The sequence below is a fragment of the Ruegeria sp. HKCCA0370 genome (assembly GCF_013033705.1).
In the GTDB taxonomy this organism is placed as follows: Bacteria; Pseudomonadota; Alphaproteobacteria; order Rhodobacterales; family Rhodobacteraceae; genus Ruegeria.
On the sequence record NZ_WQEP01000005.1, the window covers coordinates 206,499 to 219,089 of the forward strand.

A 12,591-nucleotide genomic window follows, 5' to 3' on the forward strand; every position below is an offset into this window, starting at 1 on the left:
TCACGGGACTTCACGTATAAAGGATTCGCGCCAAAAGCGCAAGAGAACCGCAAGATGCTGTTGCAGTCCTCTTCCATGTTTCTAGGTTTTGTAGGTCAGTCGGCCTGCGGGATCAGCGGCGCGTTGTCGCCCTGTGCAGGCGGCAGAAGGTCATCCGCCGACGGAATTGCCGGAGTATTTTCTTCGATTGAAGCCGGAGCCGGCACGCCCAAACGGTCGATCACCGAGCTGCCCGAAGATTTCTGCGCCGCCAGAATGGTCAGCGTGATCGAGGTCACGATGAAGCAAGCGGCGAGGATCCAGGTCAGTTTGCCCAAAGCCGTCGCTGCTGAACGGCCTGTCATGGCTCCGCCACCACCGCCACCCATGCCAAGGCCACCGCCTTCGGACCGCTGCATCAGAACAACGGCAATCAAGCCTAGGGCCAAGAGAAGGTGGATGATGAGAACGACGTTTTCCATGGTGTTCCTGTACAGCGTGGCGTGTATCGCGTGGTATCTATGCAAGTTTGCCAGCGGGGGCAAGTGAGGAGTTCGCATCACCGCACGTGATATGACATATCACGTCAAAGGGACTGGACAGAACGCCGATGCGTGACGCAGGCTGCGGCCCATGCCTCATGACGACCACGACCACCCGCACGCCCTTTTGCCGCCCGAACCCGCGCTGCGCGTCAAAGCGCTGGAAACGATTCTGACCCGCAAGGGCTTAATCGACCCGGCGGCTCTGGACGAAATCACCGACACCTATCAGAACAAGATTGGCCCGCAGAACGGTGCGCGGGTGGTTGCCAAAGCCTGGAGCGACCCAGCTTTCAAGGCCGCTCTGCTGGAAGACGCCACCTCGATGGTCGCGGATCTTGGTTATTATGGTCGCCAGGGTGAACACATGGTTGTTGTCGAGAACACGCCAACCCGGCACAACATGGTCGTCTGCACCTTGTGCAGCTGCTATCCTTGGCCGTTGCTGGGTATCCCGCCGGGCTGGTACAAATCTGATGCCTACCGTGCCCGAGCGGTGCGTGAACCCCGCAAGGTACTGGCCGAATTCGGCCTCACCCTGCCTGAAGACACTTCGGTGCGGGTCTGGGATTCGACGGCCGAGGTTCGCTATCTCGTTCTGCCGATGCGTCCCGATGGAACTGATGGGATGAGTGAGGAGGCGCTTGCCGCACTTGTGACACGTGACAGCATGATCGGCACGGGCCTGCCGAAGGCCCCTTCATGACCCGCGTTCACGATATGGGCGGCCGCTTTGGAGATGGTCCGATAAATCCCGAGGCCGAGGACGCGCCGGTTTTCGCCGAAGACTGGCACGCGCGGGCGCTTGCGGTGACACTTGCATCCGGCTTTCTGGGGCAGTGGAATATCGACGTATCCCGTCACGCAAGGGAACGGTTGTCGCCGAAGGACTACGCCCGGTTTTCATACTACGAGAAATGGATTTCGGGCCTGGCTGACCTGTTGGTTGAACGCGGCGTTCTTTCTCTGGATGACTTGCGCAGTGGCGGAGAGGATGGGCCGCATCCGTTGGCGGAACGGATGCTCAAGGCGGACGCCGTGTCAGCCGCCCTGGCCAAAGGTGGACCAGCGGACAGACCTTCGAACGTGGCGGTGCAGTTTTCTGTCGGTCAACAAGTGGTCACGACCCGTCCGGCGGGAAATCGCATCGTGGATGGCGGGCACACACGCCTGCCGAATTATGCGTCTGGTGCCAAGGGTCGAATACTGCGCCTGCACGGAATCCATGTCCTGCCCGATTCCAATGCCCATGGGCTGGGCGAAGCGCCCGAACCGATCTATGCCGTGGTCTTCCCCGCTTCGGAACTTTGGACCAGCCCGGAGCATCCGGATGACGAAGTGGTTCTGGATCTCTGGCAAAGCTATCTGGAACCGGCATGAGCGGCTGCAATGAACATTCAGCCCCAGAACCGGTGTTTGCCGAACCCTGGCACGCTCAGGTCTTTGCCGTCACCGTTGCCCTGAACGAGGCGGGGCGGTTCAATTGGTCCGATTGGGCGGCACGGTTCTCGGGCACATTGAAACGCCACGGGCTCGCGCGAGAGCTGGACGGCGGCGACGACTATTTCCGTGCATGGCTGGAAACGCTCGAGGGGTTGCTGGCCGAGCAGGGCGTCGCGCCGCCTCAGGAGGTAAAAGGGCTACATGAGTCCTGGGAAGAGGCTTATCTGACGACGCCTCATGGGCAACCGGTGCATCTGCGTTGATGCCGGGCAGGGGGCTCTGCCCCCGCCGCCCGTTCGGTGCGATTCCCCCGGGATATTTTCAGCCAGATGAAGCAGGGGATCCGCTTTTCATCTGGCCATAAATATCCCCGCCGGAGGCATCGCGCGTTCGCGCGATTTTCATCTGCGGCGAAATATCGGTTTCCCTGCCGTTTGCGCCCCGCTATATGAGCCGGGTTTGATAACTCAGCGCAAAAGGACCGGATATGGCCAACGTGGTTGTTGTCGGCGCCCAGTGGGGTGACGAAGGAAAAGGCAAGATCGTCGACTGGCTCAGCGAACGGGCGGACGTGATCGCGCGTTTTCAGGGCGGGCACAATGCCGGACATACGCTGGTGATTGATGGCGAAGTTTACAAGCTGCACGCTCTGCCGTCCGGTGTCGTGCGCGGCGGTAAGCTGAGCGTCATCGGCAACGGCGTGGTGTTGGACCCCTGGCATTTGGTCAAAGAAATCGCGACCATCCAGGCACAAGGTGTGGAAATCACCCCCAATACGCTGATGATTGCCGAGAACACCCCGTTGATCCTGCCGATCCACGGCGAGTTGGATCGTGCGCGCGAACAGGCGGCCAGCAAGGGAACCAAGATCGGCACCACAGGTCGTGGGATTGGACCCGCTTATGAAGACAAGGTCGGGCGCCGTTCTGTTCGCGTCGCGGATCTGGCGGATGAGGCCACGCTCGAGGCTCGGGTGGACCGTGCTTTGCAGCACCACGACCCGCTGCGCAAGGGTCTGGGAATCGAGCCGGTCGACCGCGACGCGCTGATCGCCCAATTGAAAGAGATCGCGCAAGAGATTCTGCCGTTTGCCGCGCCTGTGTGGAAAGTGCTGAACGAAAAACGCAAAGCAGGTAAACGCATCCTGTTCGAAGGGGCGCAAGGCGCTCTGCTGGACATCGATTTCGGCACCTATCCATTTGTGACCTCGTCCAACGTGATCGCAGGTCAGGCCGCGACCGGGGTGGGGATTGGACCGGGATCGATCGACTTTGTACTGGGGATTGTCAAAGCCTACACCACCCGTGTCGGCGAAGGCCCATTCCCGACAGAACTTGAGGATGCGGATGGTCAGCGCCTTGGGGAACGCGGGCATGAGTTCGGAACAACGACAGGTCGAAAGCGCCGCTGTGGCTGGTTTGATGCGTGCCTGGTTCGTCAGACCTGCGCGACCAGTGGCGTGAACGGTATTTCTCTGACAAAACTGGACGTTCTGGATGGGTTCGAAACCCTGAAGATCTGCACAGGCTATGAACTGGACGGCGAGCGCCTCGACTATCTGCCGACTGCCGCAGAACAACAGGCGCGCTGCACCCCGATCTACGAAGAAATGCCGGGCTGGAGCGAATCCACTGAAGGCGCGCGCAGCTGGGCCGAATTGCCCGCGAACGCAATCAAGTATGTGCGCCGGGTGGAAGAGCTGATCGAATGCCCTGTGGCCCTTTTGTCCACCAGCCCGGAGCGGGACGACACCATTCTGGTGACCGACCCGTTTGCAGATTGATGAACAAAGAGCAGAAAACAGGTCTGAGCTATAAGGCGCGCCGGCGCTGGTCGTTGGTTATTCTTGTGATCGGCCTGCCACTTTACATTGTGGCGGTGGTGACGGTTCTGAACTGGCTGGAGCGCCCCCCGATATGGATGGAACTTCTGGTCTATATCGTTCTGGGCATTCTTTGGGCCCTGCCGTTCAAGTTCGTTTTTCGCGGCGTTGGCAAAGAGGACCCGGATCAATCCTGAGCCGGGCCATTGCTCGGACCAAGGCGGCTGGTCGGGCCCGGTACAATGGGCAACGCTGTGTCTTGTTTAACAACGTGCGTTTGTCTCTGGGCGCGCCATAGCAAAAGGGCCGGGGTTCACCCGGCCCTTTTTTGTCAATTGGCGCGGCAGTCAGCCTACTGCGCGCTCATCATCAGGTCGGAAGCCGATCAGGTCAGAGGCCGCAAAACGTCCGCCGCCGGCTTTTTCGATTTTTCCATCGCGCAGCAGCTGTCCGAAGGAGCGCAGGCTTTCTTCGCGATTGAACTCATCCTGCTTCAAAGAACGGACTTTGTTCATAAGTTGCGGGCGCGAGAATTGTTGCTGTCCTTCGATGAAAGACAGGTAGGCTGCGGCCGCTTCAAGCAGGTCCTGGAGCGACTGTGCACCCTGATCCTGTGCGAATTGCGCAAAACCGCCTTCTTCCGACCCGGTTTCTTCCACCTGAGTGGTCACGCGACGCGGCATCACGGGGCCATTGGATTCGCTTTGATCGTCCACGCGCTGCTCAGCAACCAGCTTCAACGGAGCCGGAGCGTCTGCTTCCGGGCGTATGCTGGTCACGTTAACTTCGGGGCGGCGCGGGCTGACCGCTGACGCAAGATCAACGCGATACTCATCAACAGGCGAGGTTTTCGGGGCCGGTTGGTCATCACGGTCGGCCTCGGTCGCGGCAACGGCGGTGCGAAGGTGCGAATAGGTTTCTCGCGCGTCGCTGCTGGAGGGATCCTCCATATGTTCACCGGTTTTGGCCATCAGTCGCGAGATATCCTGATCAGGATCGGCGTCATCCGTCAGTTTTTGGCTTGAACGACCTGCCATGTCTTTTTCGATTTCGGAAATCTCGGACAGCAGCTGAATTTCGTCCTCTTCCGACAATACTCCTTGCGCCTGATCGTCTTGCGGCTCATCACTTGGTTCGTCTTCGGATTCGATCGCCACGTCTTCGACGTTGAGGATGTTTGGAACATCTTCTTCGTCGATTTCTTCGTCGGTATCCTCTTCCAGATCCGAGAACAGGGGCTCAGCAGGAAGCTGCGCGTCGTCCGTTGCGACCTCGATTTCTTCATCCCGCAGGTGGTCGGGGGTCAGCTGCACCTGCTGTTCGGAATCGTTCTCGATGTTCGGCTCGGCGGATTCGAAGGCCTGGTTTTCAGATACTGCCGGCGCGTCGCCTTGTACGTCTTCGGCGTCAAGCGCTTGCAGATCCTCGATTTTTGCGGCCTCGGGCTGAGCAGGTTCAGCAAAGTCATCCGCATTGAGAGCACCCGCTTCGAACGCAGCGGCCACGGCGTCCACCGGGGGGGTGGTGTTGGCCAGCAGCGAAGATTCCTCGTCTTCGGAATAGGCAGTGGGGGGGACGTCCGAATGGGAAACAACGGCCCGGATGCGTTGCAGCTTTGCGGCAATGCTGTCGGCCGGCGGAGATGTGGTGGCGTCGACGGCCTCCGCGTCCGTGAACGCGGTCTGTACCTGGCTTGCTTGCGCATATCCGGGAGGGGGGGTGGTCATAGCATCTGCATTTTGCGCATGCGGGCCCGTTGCGTCAGAAGCGACCGGTGCCGGGGCTTCAGTATTTGGAGCGGCACGCAGCAGAAGCCCGGATTCGTTTTGGCTGGCTTCGACGCGTTGCGATGCGTCGCGGCGTGCGATACGGGTCAGCATTTCGGCGTCTGGTTGTGGAGGCTCTGAGCCGAAGTAACGATCATCTGCAGCAAGATCGCGGAAATATTCGGCAATGGCTTTCATCGTTTCAAAGGAATCGTCGAATCCTTCCAAAGTGCAGGAGAAGGTTCCATATGAAACGGTTAATACCTTGTTATTCTGTACCATCAGACGCACGTCCTTTACAAACTACGAGAGCCCACTTACCCGGAATCGGGAGCACACGAGGGCTCTGAACTTTATGCATGAACCTATCATTTTGTGGTCTTAATGTGTCCAAATCCGGGAAAAATGGCCAATCTTTGGAAAAATGAACCAATTGTACGCTCTGCCGATCCAATCGGGTTGTTTGGGGGTGGTTTTGTTGGTTCCGAGGACCTGAATTTGGTGCTGAACCGCGTCACTTCTGTCGTTGCAGCTGATGGTGGAGCGGCAGTCCTGACAGAATCAGGCCGGATTCCGGATGCGGTCATCGGGGATTTCGATTCGCTGGATAAAGCAACGAAAGCCAAAATCCCGTCTGACCGGCTTTTCGCCATTCGTGAACAGGACAGCACCGATTTCGACAAGGCCTTGCGCAATGTGCAGGCTCCGCTGGTTTTGGGGGCCGGTTTTCTGGGCGGACGGCTTGATCATCAGCTTGCCGTTCTGAACGTGCTGGTCAGACGTCAGGAACAGGCCTGCATTCTGCTGGGCGCGCATGAGGTGGTGTTTCACGCACCCCGCCAAATGCGGCTGCCGGTTTCTCCAGGGGATGTGGTGTCGCTGTTTCCAATGCGCCCTGTGACGGGGCGCAGCACCGGACTGGAATGGCCCATCGACGGCCTGCGGTTGCAGCCGGACGACCGGGTGGGTACCTCCAATCGCGCACTGTCGGATGTTGAATTGCAGATGGATGGGCCCGGCCTGTTGGTGATGGTTCCCCGCGCCGCACTCGATCCGCTTATGCAGGTGTTTCTGTCGGGGCAGAGCGAGCGGTGGCCCGTTCGCGAAGAATAACGTACAAACCGGCGGCGACCGTGATCATGATCCCAACCGCCGCCAGCCCGTCAGGCAGGTCGCTGAAGATTGCCCAGCCAATCAGGGTCGCCACAGGGATTTCCAGATATTGCATCGGGGCCAGCGTGGCCGAAGGTGCATAGCGCAGCGACCATGTCATCAGCAGATGTGCGACAGTTCCCAAAACTCCTATCGCGATCAGCAGCCAAAACATGTCGGGGGCGGGCAAGGCGGCTGACAGGTTCCAGATACCAAGCGGTGTTCCGATCACAAGGACAGGAACCAGCCCCACAGTTGCCATGACACCAGACACCGCCTGCAAGGAAATCGGATCAGTTTCCTTGGCGATTTGCCGCGTGACCAGCATGAACAGGGCAAATACCACGGCAACGATCAACGGCAGCAGGGCAGGTAAACCTACCTCGGCAAAGCTGGGCTGGATGACCAGAAGTGTGCCGATGAAACCGACGATGCAGGCCACGAGGCGCCGCGCGCCGACCTCTTCGCCCAGAACGTATCTGCCCAGCAGCAACATGATGAACGGCATTACAAAGGCAATGGCGACGGCATCAGCCAGGGGCAGGAACTGCAACGCACTGAACATCGCGGTTATGCCGATGATGTGCAGCAGCGTGCGGATGACTGTCAGGCGCAGGATACGCCCGTGCATCCGCCAGGGCCGGCCTGTCATCATCACCAGCGGGATGAGAATCAGCGCTTGTACCGCGAACCGGGCTGCAACCAGCAAACCCAACGGTGTCGTTTCGCCCAACAGCTTTGCCATCGCATCCCCCAAGGGTGCAAGCACGCAAAAACCGAGCATCAAGAAGATGCCAAAGACGGGACGATCCTGAGTCATGCGCGCGACGCTATCTGCTTCGCGGCGCAGTGGAAAGGTCGAATGTCAGGCGTCGGGCAGGGGTTGAACCTTTGTGTAATCCGGCCCGGTGCAGGTGGGCAGGTTGTCATCCAGATGCAGCCAGCTCAGCCTTTCTTCAATAGACACGTGCAATGTGGGCTGCATTGCCTCGGGGGTCTCCAAAGTGGCGACGTAAAGATGCAGCACATCCGACATTTTGGCCGAGCGGAACGAGATTGGCGTGCCGCAATCCGGGCAAAAGCTGCGCTCGACTCCGGGCGAAGAGTTGAAGCGTTTCGGCTCTTCTCCGATCCAGCGCCACTGACCGTCACGAACCGCGAAATAGGTTGTCATCGGCGCGGCGCATTGGCGTCGGCAGCTGTCGCAATGACAGGTGACGCAGGACAGGGCAGGAGGGTCGATTTCGTACTTGATGCTGCCGCACAGGCAATGTCCACGCATTTCGACCCCCATTTGTTGCGATCTCAGCAGTTTGGCACGTTCACGGCCAATCCACCAAGCGAGGTTTCCTTGTATTTTTCGTGCATGTCATGACCGGTCTGACGCATCGTTTCGATCACCGCATCCAGCGGCACGAAATGCTCGCCATCCCCGCGAAGGGACAAAGACGCAGCGGACACAGCCTTGATGGCCCCCAGCCCGTTGCGTTCGATACAGGGCACCTGAACCAACCCGGCGACGGGATCGCAGGTCATGCCCAAATGATGCTCCAACGCGATCTCGGCGGCGTTTTCAACCTGTTCGGGCGTACCGCCCATCACGGCGCAGAGCCCCGCCGCGGCCATGGCTGATGCGCTGCCGACCTCGGCCTGACACCCCGCTTCGGCCCCCGAGATGGACGCATTGTATTTGACCAGCCCGCCAATCGCGGCCGCGGTCAGAAGGAAATCTTCGATATGGCTCTCCGAGGCACCAGGAACGTGGTCCAGGTAATAGCGCAGCACCGCAGGAAGAACGCCCGCCGCCCCGTTGGTCGGTGCTGTTACGACTTGCCCACCGGCGGCGTTTTCTTCGTTGACCGCCATGGCGTAGACACTCATCCAGTCGTTGATCGTGTGCGGCGCGGTCAGGTTCATGCCGCGTTCGGCCATCAGCGCGTCATAGATACCCTTTGCCCTGCGTCGCACTTTCAGCCCGCCGGGCAGAATGCCGTCGGTCGTCAAACCGCGTTCGATACAGGCATTCATGACGTCCCACAGACGGGCGCATCCTTTGGCGAAACTGTCGGCGCAGCCGCGCGCAATCTCATTGGCGCGCTTCATCTCGGCGATGGTTTTGCCGCTGGATTTGGCCATCTCCAGCATTTCAGCCGCGGACTTGAACGGGAACGGCACCGGTGCGCCCTCATCCGTTGCCTTGCCTTCGGCCAGTTCTTCTTCGGTCAGGACAAAACCACCACCGATGGAATAGAACACCTGGCGCAGGATCACGTCCCCCTGCGCGTCCGTGGCCATCAGGATCATCCCGTTGGCGTGTCCCGGCAGGTTGGTGTCATAGTCGAAAATCAGGTCTGTATTGGGATCGAACTGAAGCGTCGGCAGGCCGTCGGGGGTAACCGTGTGCGTCTTGGCGATATCCGCCAATGCGGCCTCGGCCTTGTCGTTGTCATAGGTGTCCGGAACAAAGCCGGCCAGGCCCAGTATGGTCGCCCGGTCGGTCGCATGGCCGACGCCGGTAAAGGCGAGCGAGCCATGCAGCGAGCCCTTCAGACCCGCAAATTCAAAGGGTGAAGCACGCATCATATCCAGAAAGCGCGCCGCCGCCACCATGGGGCCCATGGTGTGCGAGGAGGACGGGCCGATGCCCACTTTGAACATATCGAAGACAGAGAGGAACATGTCAGGTAGCTGAGCCTTCTAAGGGGTTGGCGTAAATAGGAGAGGTGTACGGTGCGGGGCCCAGACCCTCGGCCGCGATGGCCGTGTGAGTGGCGGGGCGTGTCTCGAGCTGTGCCAGGATGGTTTGCATGGCCGGGGTGTCAGGCAGCGCATACCAACTGCGATCTGCCTCGGCCGGATACAAGGCCATCCAACGCATCATGCAGGCGACATAATAGGTCAAAACCGACGGGCATTCCGCGCAAAACCAGGCTGGCGCGCGTCTTGCCAGCGCGTCCAGCAGTTGCAGGTGCTGCTTCAAACGGGGTCGGATGCCTGCACGCAGGGTATCAGCCTGTGGCGGGGTGATGTATTTCTCGGCATAGAACAGAATGCGCAGATCTGCGTGCAGCGTGTTGGACGCAAAGAACAGCCATTTCAAAAACTCGGCGCGTTCGGGGGCGTCTGCCGCCGGGGCCAGTTGCCCGTGGCGCTCGGACAGCCACAGCAGGATTGCCGCCGTTTCAAAGATCGGCCCTTGCGGAGTTTCAAGCACCGGGATCAGCCCGTTGGGGTTCAATGCCCTGTACGCCGCGCTGTCCTGTTCGTTGCGACGGCGATCGACCAGCACAGTTTCATAGGGCACACCCATTTCTTCCAGCACCAGCCGGATCACCAGCGAGGCGTTGTCAGGGGCGTAGTGCAGGCGGTATCGGGTCAACATGCGGGCAATCTATATGACAAGGATGAGGGCGTAAGACATGATTGCGACGTTTCCGATAGGAAACGCGTAGTCTTCAGGCATATTTACGCTTGCCGAACCGCAAAATGTGGTCGCAGTCGCGCGGCGCATTCCCTATAACTCCGGCAGGCCAAACTGGGAAAGCTGCCATGACCGGAGAACTGTCGCCCATCGACACCGCAAAATACGTGGCCGCATGTCGTGCCGCCGAGATGGTCGAGGACGGCATGCGCGTGGGTCTTGGAACGGGATCCACTGCGGCCTGGCTGGTCCGTCGTTTGGGCGAACGGGTGCAGGACGAATGTCTGCGGATCAAGGGTGTTCCCACCTCCACCCGCACCGCGCAGCTGGCACGCGAAGTCGGGATCGAGGTCATTTCTCTGGATCAGGCCGGGTGGCTGGACATGACCATCGACGGCGCGGATGAATTCGACCCTGACCTGAACCTGATCAAGGGCGGCGGCGGCGCGCATTTGCAGGAAAAGATCGTTGCCACGGCCAGCGACCAGATGATCGTCATCGCAGACGCCGGGAAAGAGGTGGAAACGCTGGGTGCTTTCCCCTTGCCGGTCGAGGTTGTTCCATTTGGCTGGCAAACCACGCGAACACTGATCGAAGAAGCGCTGGACGCGATGGATGTACTTGGAACCTCGTCGGCGCTGCGTATGAATGGCGCGGCCCCGTTCGTGACGGATGAAGGCAACCACATTCTGGACCTGCACCTGCAACGCATCGGCAATCCGCGTCAGATGGCCCTGATCCTCAACCAGGTTCCCGGCGTGGTGGAAAACGGCCTGTTCATCGATATCTGTGACAAGGTTATCATCGGCCACGGCGACGGGCGGGTCGAATTGCGGGATATCAACGCGGGTACCCTGGAACTGGATCAGCTGCTGAGCGGATCCCGGGAAAACCTGTTTTCCGACCAAACGGACTGAGTTTTATGCAAGCCAATCGGACAAGCGTCGGCAAAAGATCGAAAATTCCACGCCCGGGGGTTGGCACCGGGGTTTTCGCGCCCAGATATCCAGAGGATTTTTGCAAGTTGAACGAAGGAACCCGGCATGAGCTTTGACTATGATCTTTTTGTGATCGGCGGAGGCTCGGGCGGGGTCCGGGCGGCACGCGTGGCGGCGGGTGAAGCCGGTGCAAAGGTCGCGCTGGCTGAAGAAGATCGCTATGGCGGCACCTGTGTGATCCGGGGCTGCGTGCCAAAGAAACTGATGGTCTTTGCCAGTGAATACTCGGGCATGATCGAAGATGCGCAAGCTTATGGTTGGGATGTTCAGCCCGGCGCGTTTGATTGGGACATGTTTCACGGCAAACTGGTTGCCGAACTGGACCGGTTGGAAGGGATTTATCGCAGCATCCTGAAAAACAACGGCGTTGAAAGCTTTGATCAGCGCGCGCGCTTGGTGGATGCGCACACGGTCGAGCTGACTGATGGCACCCGGAAAACCGCCAAACACATCTTGATTGCAACAGGCGGTCGACCGGTGGTGCCGGACTTCCCGGGGTCGGATCTTGCGATCACGTCGAATGAGATTTTCCATCTGGACAAGCTGCCCGAAAGCATCCTGATCGTCGGTGGCGGTTATATCGCCAGCGAGTTCGCCGGGATCATGAACGGTCTGGGTGTCAAGACCACGCAATTCTATCGCGGTGCGCAGATCCTGCGTGGCTTTGATGAAGAAGCGCGTGGGCTGATCTGCGAAGAGATGCGCCAGAACGGCATCGACGTACGGCTGGGCACCAATGTGCTGGAAATGGCCAAAGATGGCGACCAGATACGTGTCAAGGCGACGGACGGCACCGAGGATCGTTTTGACGTGGTCATGTACGCCACGGGCCGGGCACCGAATGCCGATAACCTCGGGCTGGAAGAGCTGGGCGTTGAACGTGGGCGCAAGGGCGAGATCGTCGTGGATGAATACAGCCAGACCGCCGTTCCGTCGATCTATGCCATTGGCGATGTGACCGACCGGGTCAACCTGACACCCGTGGCCATCCGCGAGGGTATGGCCTTTGTGGAAACCGTCTTCAAAGGCAACCCCACGCCTGTGGATCACGCGCTGATCCCAACCGCCATTTTCACGCAACCGGAATTCGGCACAGTCGGCCTGAGCGAGGAAGAAGCCTCGGCCCAGGAACCGATCGATGTGTATGCCACTTCGTTCAAACCGATGCAGAAGGCGTTTGCCGGTGGCACGCAACGGGTTCTGATGAAACTGATCGTCAGCCAGGCCACCCGCAAGGTTCTGGGCTGCCATATTGTCGCCCCCGGAGCAGGAGAGATGATCCAGCTGGCCGGAATTGCCGTAAAGATGGGCGCGACAAAGGAAGATTTCGATCGCACGGTTGCAGTACATCCCGTTATGGCGGAAGAACTGGTGACAATGCGGCAACCTGTACGCTCCGCTTGATTTGCAAGCGCGCGCACACAAGTTACAAGTGTGCCCGTGATCACACGGGCCTAAACGAAGGAAA

Annotated in this window: 14 protein-coding genes; 8 read left to right on the forward strand and 6 right to left on the reverse strand. The window is 59.5% G+C overall.

Annotated elements, in window-relative coordinates:
- Window positions 1-95: 95 nt before the first annotated feature.
- Window positions 96-461, reverse strand: a complete 366-nt coding sequence (gene secG, locus GOW31_RS12855; RefSeq protein WP_171170563.1) for a preprotein translocase subunit SecG — start codon at window positions 459-461, stop codon at window positions 96-98.
- Window positions 462-612: 151 nt separating this feature from the next.
- Here secG and nthA point away from each other — a divergent pair, with 151 nt between their 5' ends.
- The 5 genes from nthA to GOW31_RS12880 all read left to right on the forward strand — a co-directional run bounded on the left by nthA (window position 613) and on the right by GOW31_RS12880 (window position 3,983).
- Entirely contained in the window at window positions 613-1,227 is a 615-nt protein-coding gene (gene nthA, locus GOW31_RS12860; protein ID WP_171170565.1) for a nitrile hydratase subunit alpha, read from the forward strand.
- Entirely contained in the window at window positions 1,224-1,901 is a 678-nt protein-coding gene (gene nthB, locus GOW31_RS12865) for a nitrile hydratase subunit beta (RefSeq protein WP_171170567.1), read from the forward strand. Before nthA ends, nthB begins: the two co-directional genes overlap by 4 nt.
- Entirely contained in the window at window positions 1,898-2,227 is a 330-nt protein-coding gene (locus GOW31_RS12870) for a nitrile hydratase accessory protein (RefSeq protein WP_171170569.1), read from the forward strand. Before nthB ends, GOW31_RS12870 begins: the two co-directional genes overlap by 4 nt.
- Window positions 2,228-2,451: 224 nt before the next feature.
- Window positions 2,452-3,747: an adenylosuccinate synthase gene (locus tag GOW31_RS12875; protein WP_171170571.1), complete on the forward strand. Its 1,296-nt coding sequence runs from the start codon at window positions 2,452-2,454 to the stop codon at window positions 3,745-3,747.
- Complete coding sequence (locus tag GOW31_RS12880; protein ID WP_152457580.1) at window positions 3,747-3,983, forward strand: DUF2842 domain-containing protein; 237 nt, start codon at window positions 3,747-3,749, stop codon at window positions 3,981-3,983. Before GOW31_RS12875 ends, GOW31_RS12880 begins: the two co-directional genes overlap by 1 nt.
- A gap of 150 nt (window positions 3,984-4,133) precedes the next feature.
- Here the strand turns inward: GOW31_RS12880 and GOW31_RS12885 are convergent, their stop codons facing one another.
- Window positions 4,134-5,750, reverse strand: a complete 1,617-nt coding sequence (locus GOW31_RS12885) for a hypothetical protein (protein WP_254441714.1) — start codon at window positions 5,748-5,750, stop codon at window positions 4,134-4,136.
- Window positions 5,751-5,957: 207 nt separating this feature from the next.
- On the opposite strand from GOW31_RS12885, the gene GOW31_RS12890 reads away from it, so the two are divergent.
- Window positions 5,958-6,665 carry a thiamine diphosphokinase gene (locus tag GOW31_RS12890; protein WP_171170575.1) on the forward strand — a complete coding sequence of 236 codons (708 nt, stop codon included), beginning with the start codon at window positions 5,958-5,960 and terminating at the stop codon, window positions 6,663-6,665.
- On the opposite strand, the gene GOW31_RS12895 is transcribed toward GOW31_RS12890, so the two are convergent.
- Genes GOW31_RS12895 through GOW31_RS12910 form a run of 4 tightly spaced genes read right to left on the reverse strand, consistent with a single transcriptional unit; the run spans window position 6,610 to window position 10,086 of the window.
- A complete protein-coding gene (locus tag GOW31_RS12895) occupies window positions 6,610-7,524 on the reverse strand; it encodes a DMT family transporter (protein ID WP_171119556.1) in 915 nt (304 codons plus the stop codon). The two genes, GOW31_RS12890 and GOW31_RS12895, sit on opposite strands and share 56 nt — an antisense overlap.
- 45 nt (window positions 7,525-7,569) lie before the next feature.
- On the reverse strand, window positions 7,570-7,998 hold the full coding sequence (locus GOW31_RS12900) for a GFA family protein (RefSeq protein ID WP_371813764.1): 429 nt from the start codon (window positions 7,996-7,998) through the stop codon (window positions 7,570-7,572).
- 11 nt (window positions 7,999-8,009) lie between these two features.
- Entirely contained in the window at window positions 8,010-9,383 is a 1,374-nt protein-coding gene (locus tag GOW31_RS12905) for an L-serine ammonia-lyase (RefSeq protein WP_171170577.1), read from the reverse strand.
- A 1-nt stretch (window position 9,384) separates the two neighbouring features.
- Entirely contained in the window at window positions 9,385-10,086 is a 702-nt protein-coding gene (locus GOW31_RS12910; RefSeq protein ID WP_171170579.1) for a glutathione S-transferase family protein, read from the reverse strand.
- A 167-nt stretch (window positions 10,087-10,253) separates the two neighbouring features.
- Between GOW31_RS12910 and rpiA the strand changes: the two genes are divergently transcribed.
- On the forward strand, window positions 10,254-11,042 hold the full coding sequence (gene rpiA, locus GOW31_RS12915; RefSeq protein WP_171170581.1) for a ribose-5-phosphate isomerase RpiA: 789 nt from the start codon (window positions 10,254-10,256) through the stop codon (window positions 11,040-11,042).
- A 126-nt stretch (window positions 11,043-11,168) separates the two neighbouring features.
- The gene (gor, locus tag GOW31_RS12920; protein WP_171170583.1) at window positions 11,169-12,527 is read left to right on the forward strand and encodes a glutathione-disulfide reductase; all 1,359 of its coding nucleotides are present in this window, start codon (window positions 11,169-11,171) and stop codon (window positions 12,525-12,527) included.
- Window positions 12,528-12,591: the final 64 nt, after the last annotated feature.

Coding starts and splice junctions, on each gene's coding strand:
- secG (WP_171170563.1), bottom strand. CDS start 461: ATGGAAAACGTCGTTCTCATCATCCACCTTCTCTTGGCCCTAGGCTTG.
- nthA (WP_171170565.1), top strand. CDS start 613: ATGCCTCATGACGACCACGACCACCCGCACGCCCTTTTGCCGCCCGAA.
- nthB (WP_171170567.1), top strand. CDS start 1,224: ATGACCCGCGTTCACGATATGGGCGGCCGCTTTGGAGATGGTCCGATA.
- GOW31_RS12870 (WP_171170569.1), top strand. CDS start 1,898: ATGAGCGGCTGCAATGAACATTCAGCCCCAGAACCGGTGTTTGCCGAA.
- GOW31_RS12875 (WP_171170571.1), top strand. CDS start 2,452: ATGGCCAACGTGGTTGTTGTCGGCGCCCAGTGGGGTGACGAAGGAAAA.
- GOW31_RS12880 (WP_152457580.1), top strand. CDS start 3,747: ATGAACAAAGAGCAGAAAACAGGTCTGAGCTATAAGGCGCGCCGGCGC.
- GOW31_RS12885 (WP_254441714.1), bottom strand. CDS start 5,750: ATGAAAGCCATTGCCGAATATTTCCGCGATCTTGCTGCAGATGATCGT.
- GOW31_RS12890 (WP_171170575.1), top strand. CDS start 5,958: ATGGCCAATCTTTGGAAAAATGAACCAATTGTACGCTCTGCCGATCCA.
- GOW31_RS12895 (WP_171119556.1), bottom strand. CDS start 7,524: ATGACTCAGGATCGTCCCGTCTTTGGCATCTTCTTGATGCTCGGTTTT.
- GOW31_RS12900 (WP_371813764.1), bottom strand. CDS start 7,998: ATGGGGGTCGAAATGCGTGGACATTGCCTGTGCGGCAGCATCAAGTAC.
- GOW31_RS12905 (WP_171170577.1), bottom strand. CDS start 9,383: ATGTTCCTCTCTGTCTTCGATATGTTCAAAGTGGGCATCGGCCCGTCC.
- GOW31_RS12910 (WP_171170579.1), bottom strand. CDS start 10,086: ATGTTGACCCGATACCGCCTGCACTACGCCCCTGACAACGCCTCGCTG.
- rpiA (WP_171170581.1), top strand. CDS start 10,254: ATGACCGGAGAACTGTCGCCCATCGACACCGCAAAATACGTGGCCGCA.
- gor (WP_171170583.1), top strand. CDS start 11,169: ATGAGCTTTGACTATGATCTTTTTGTGATCGGCGGAGGCTCGGGCGGG.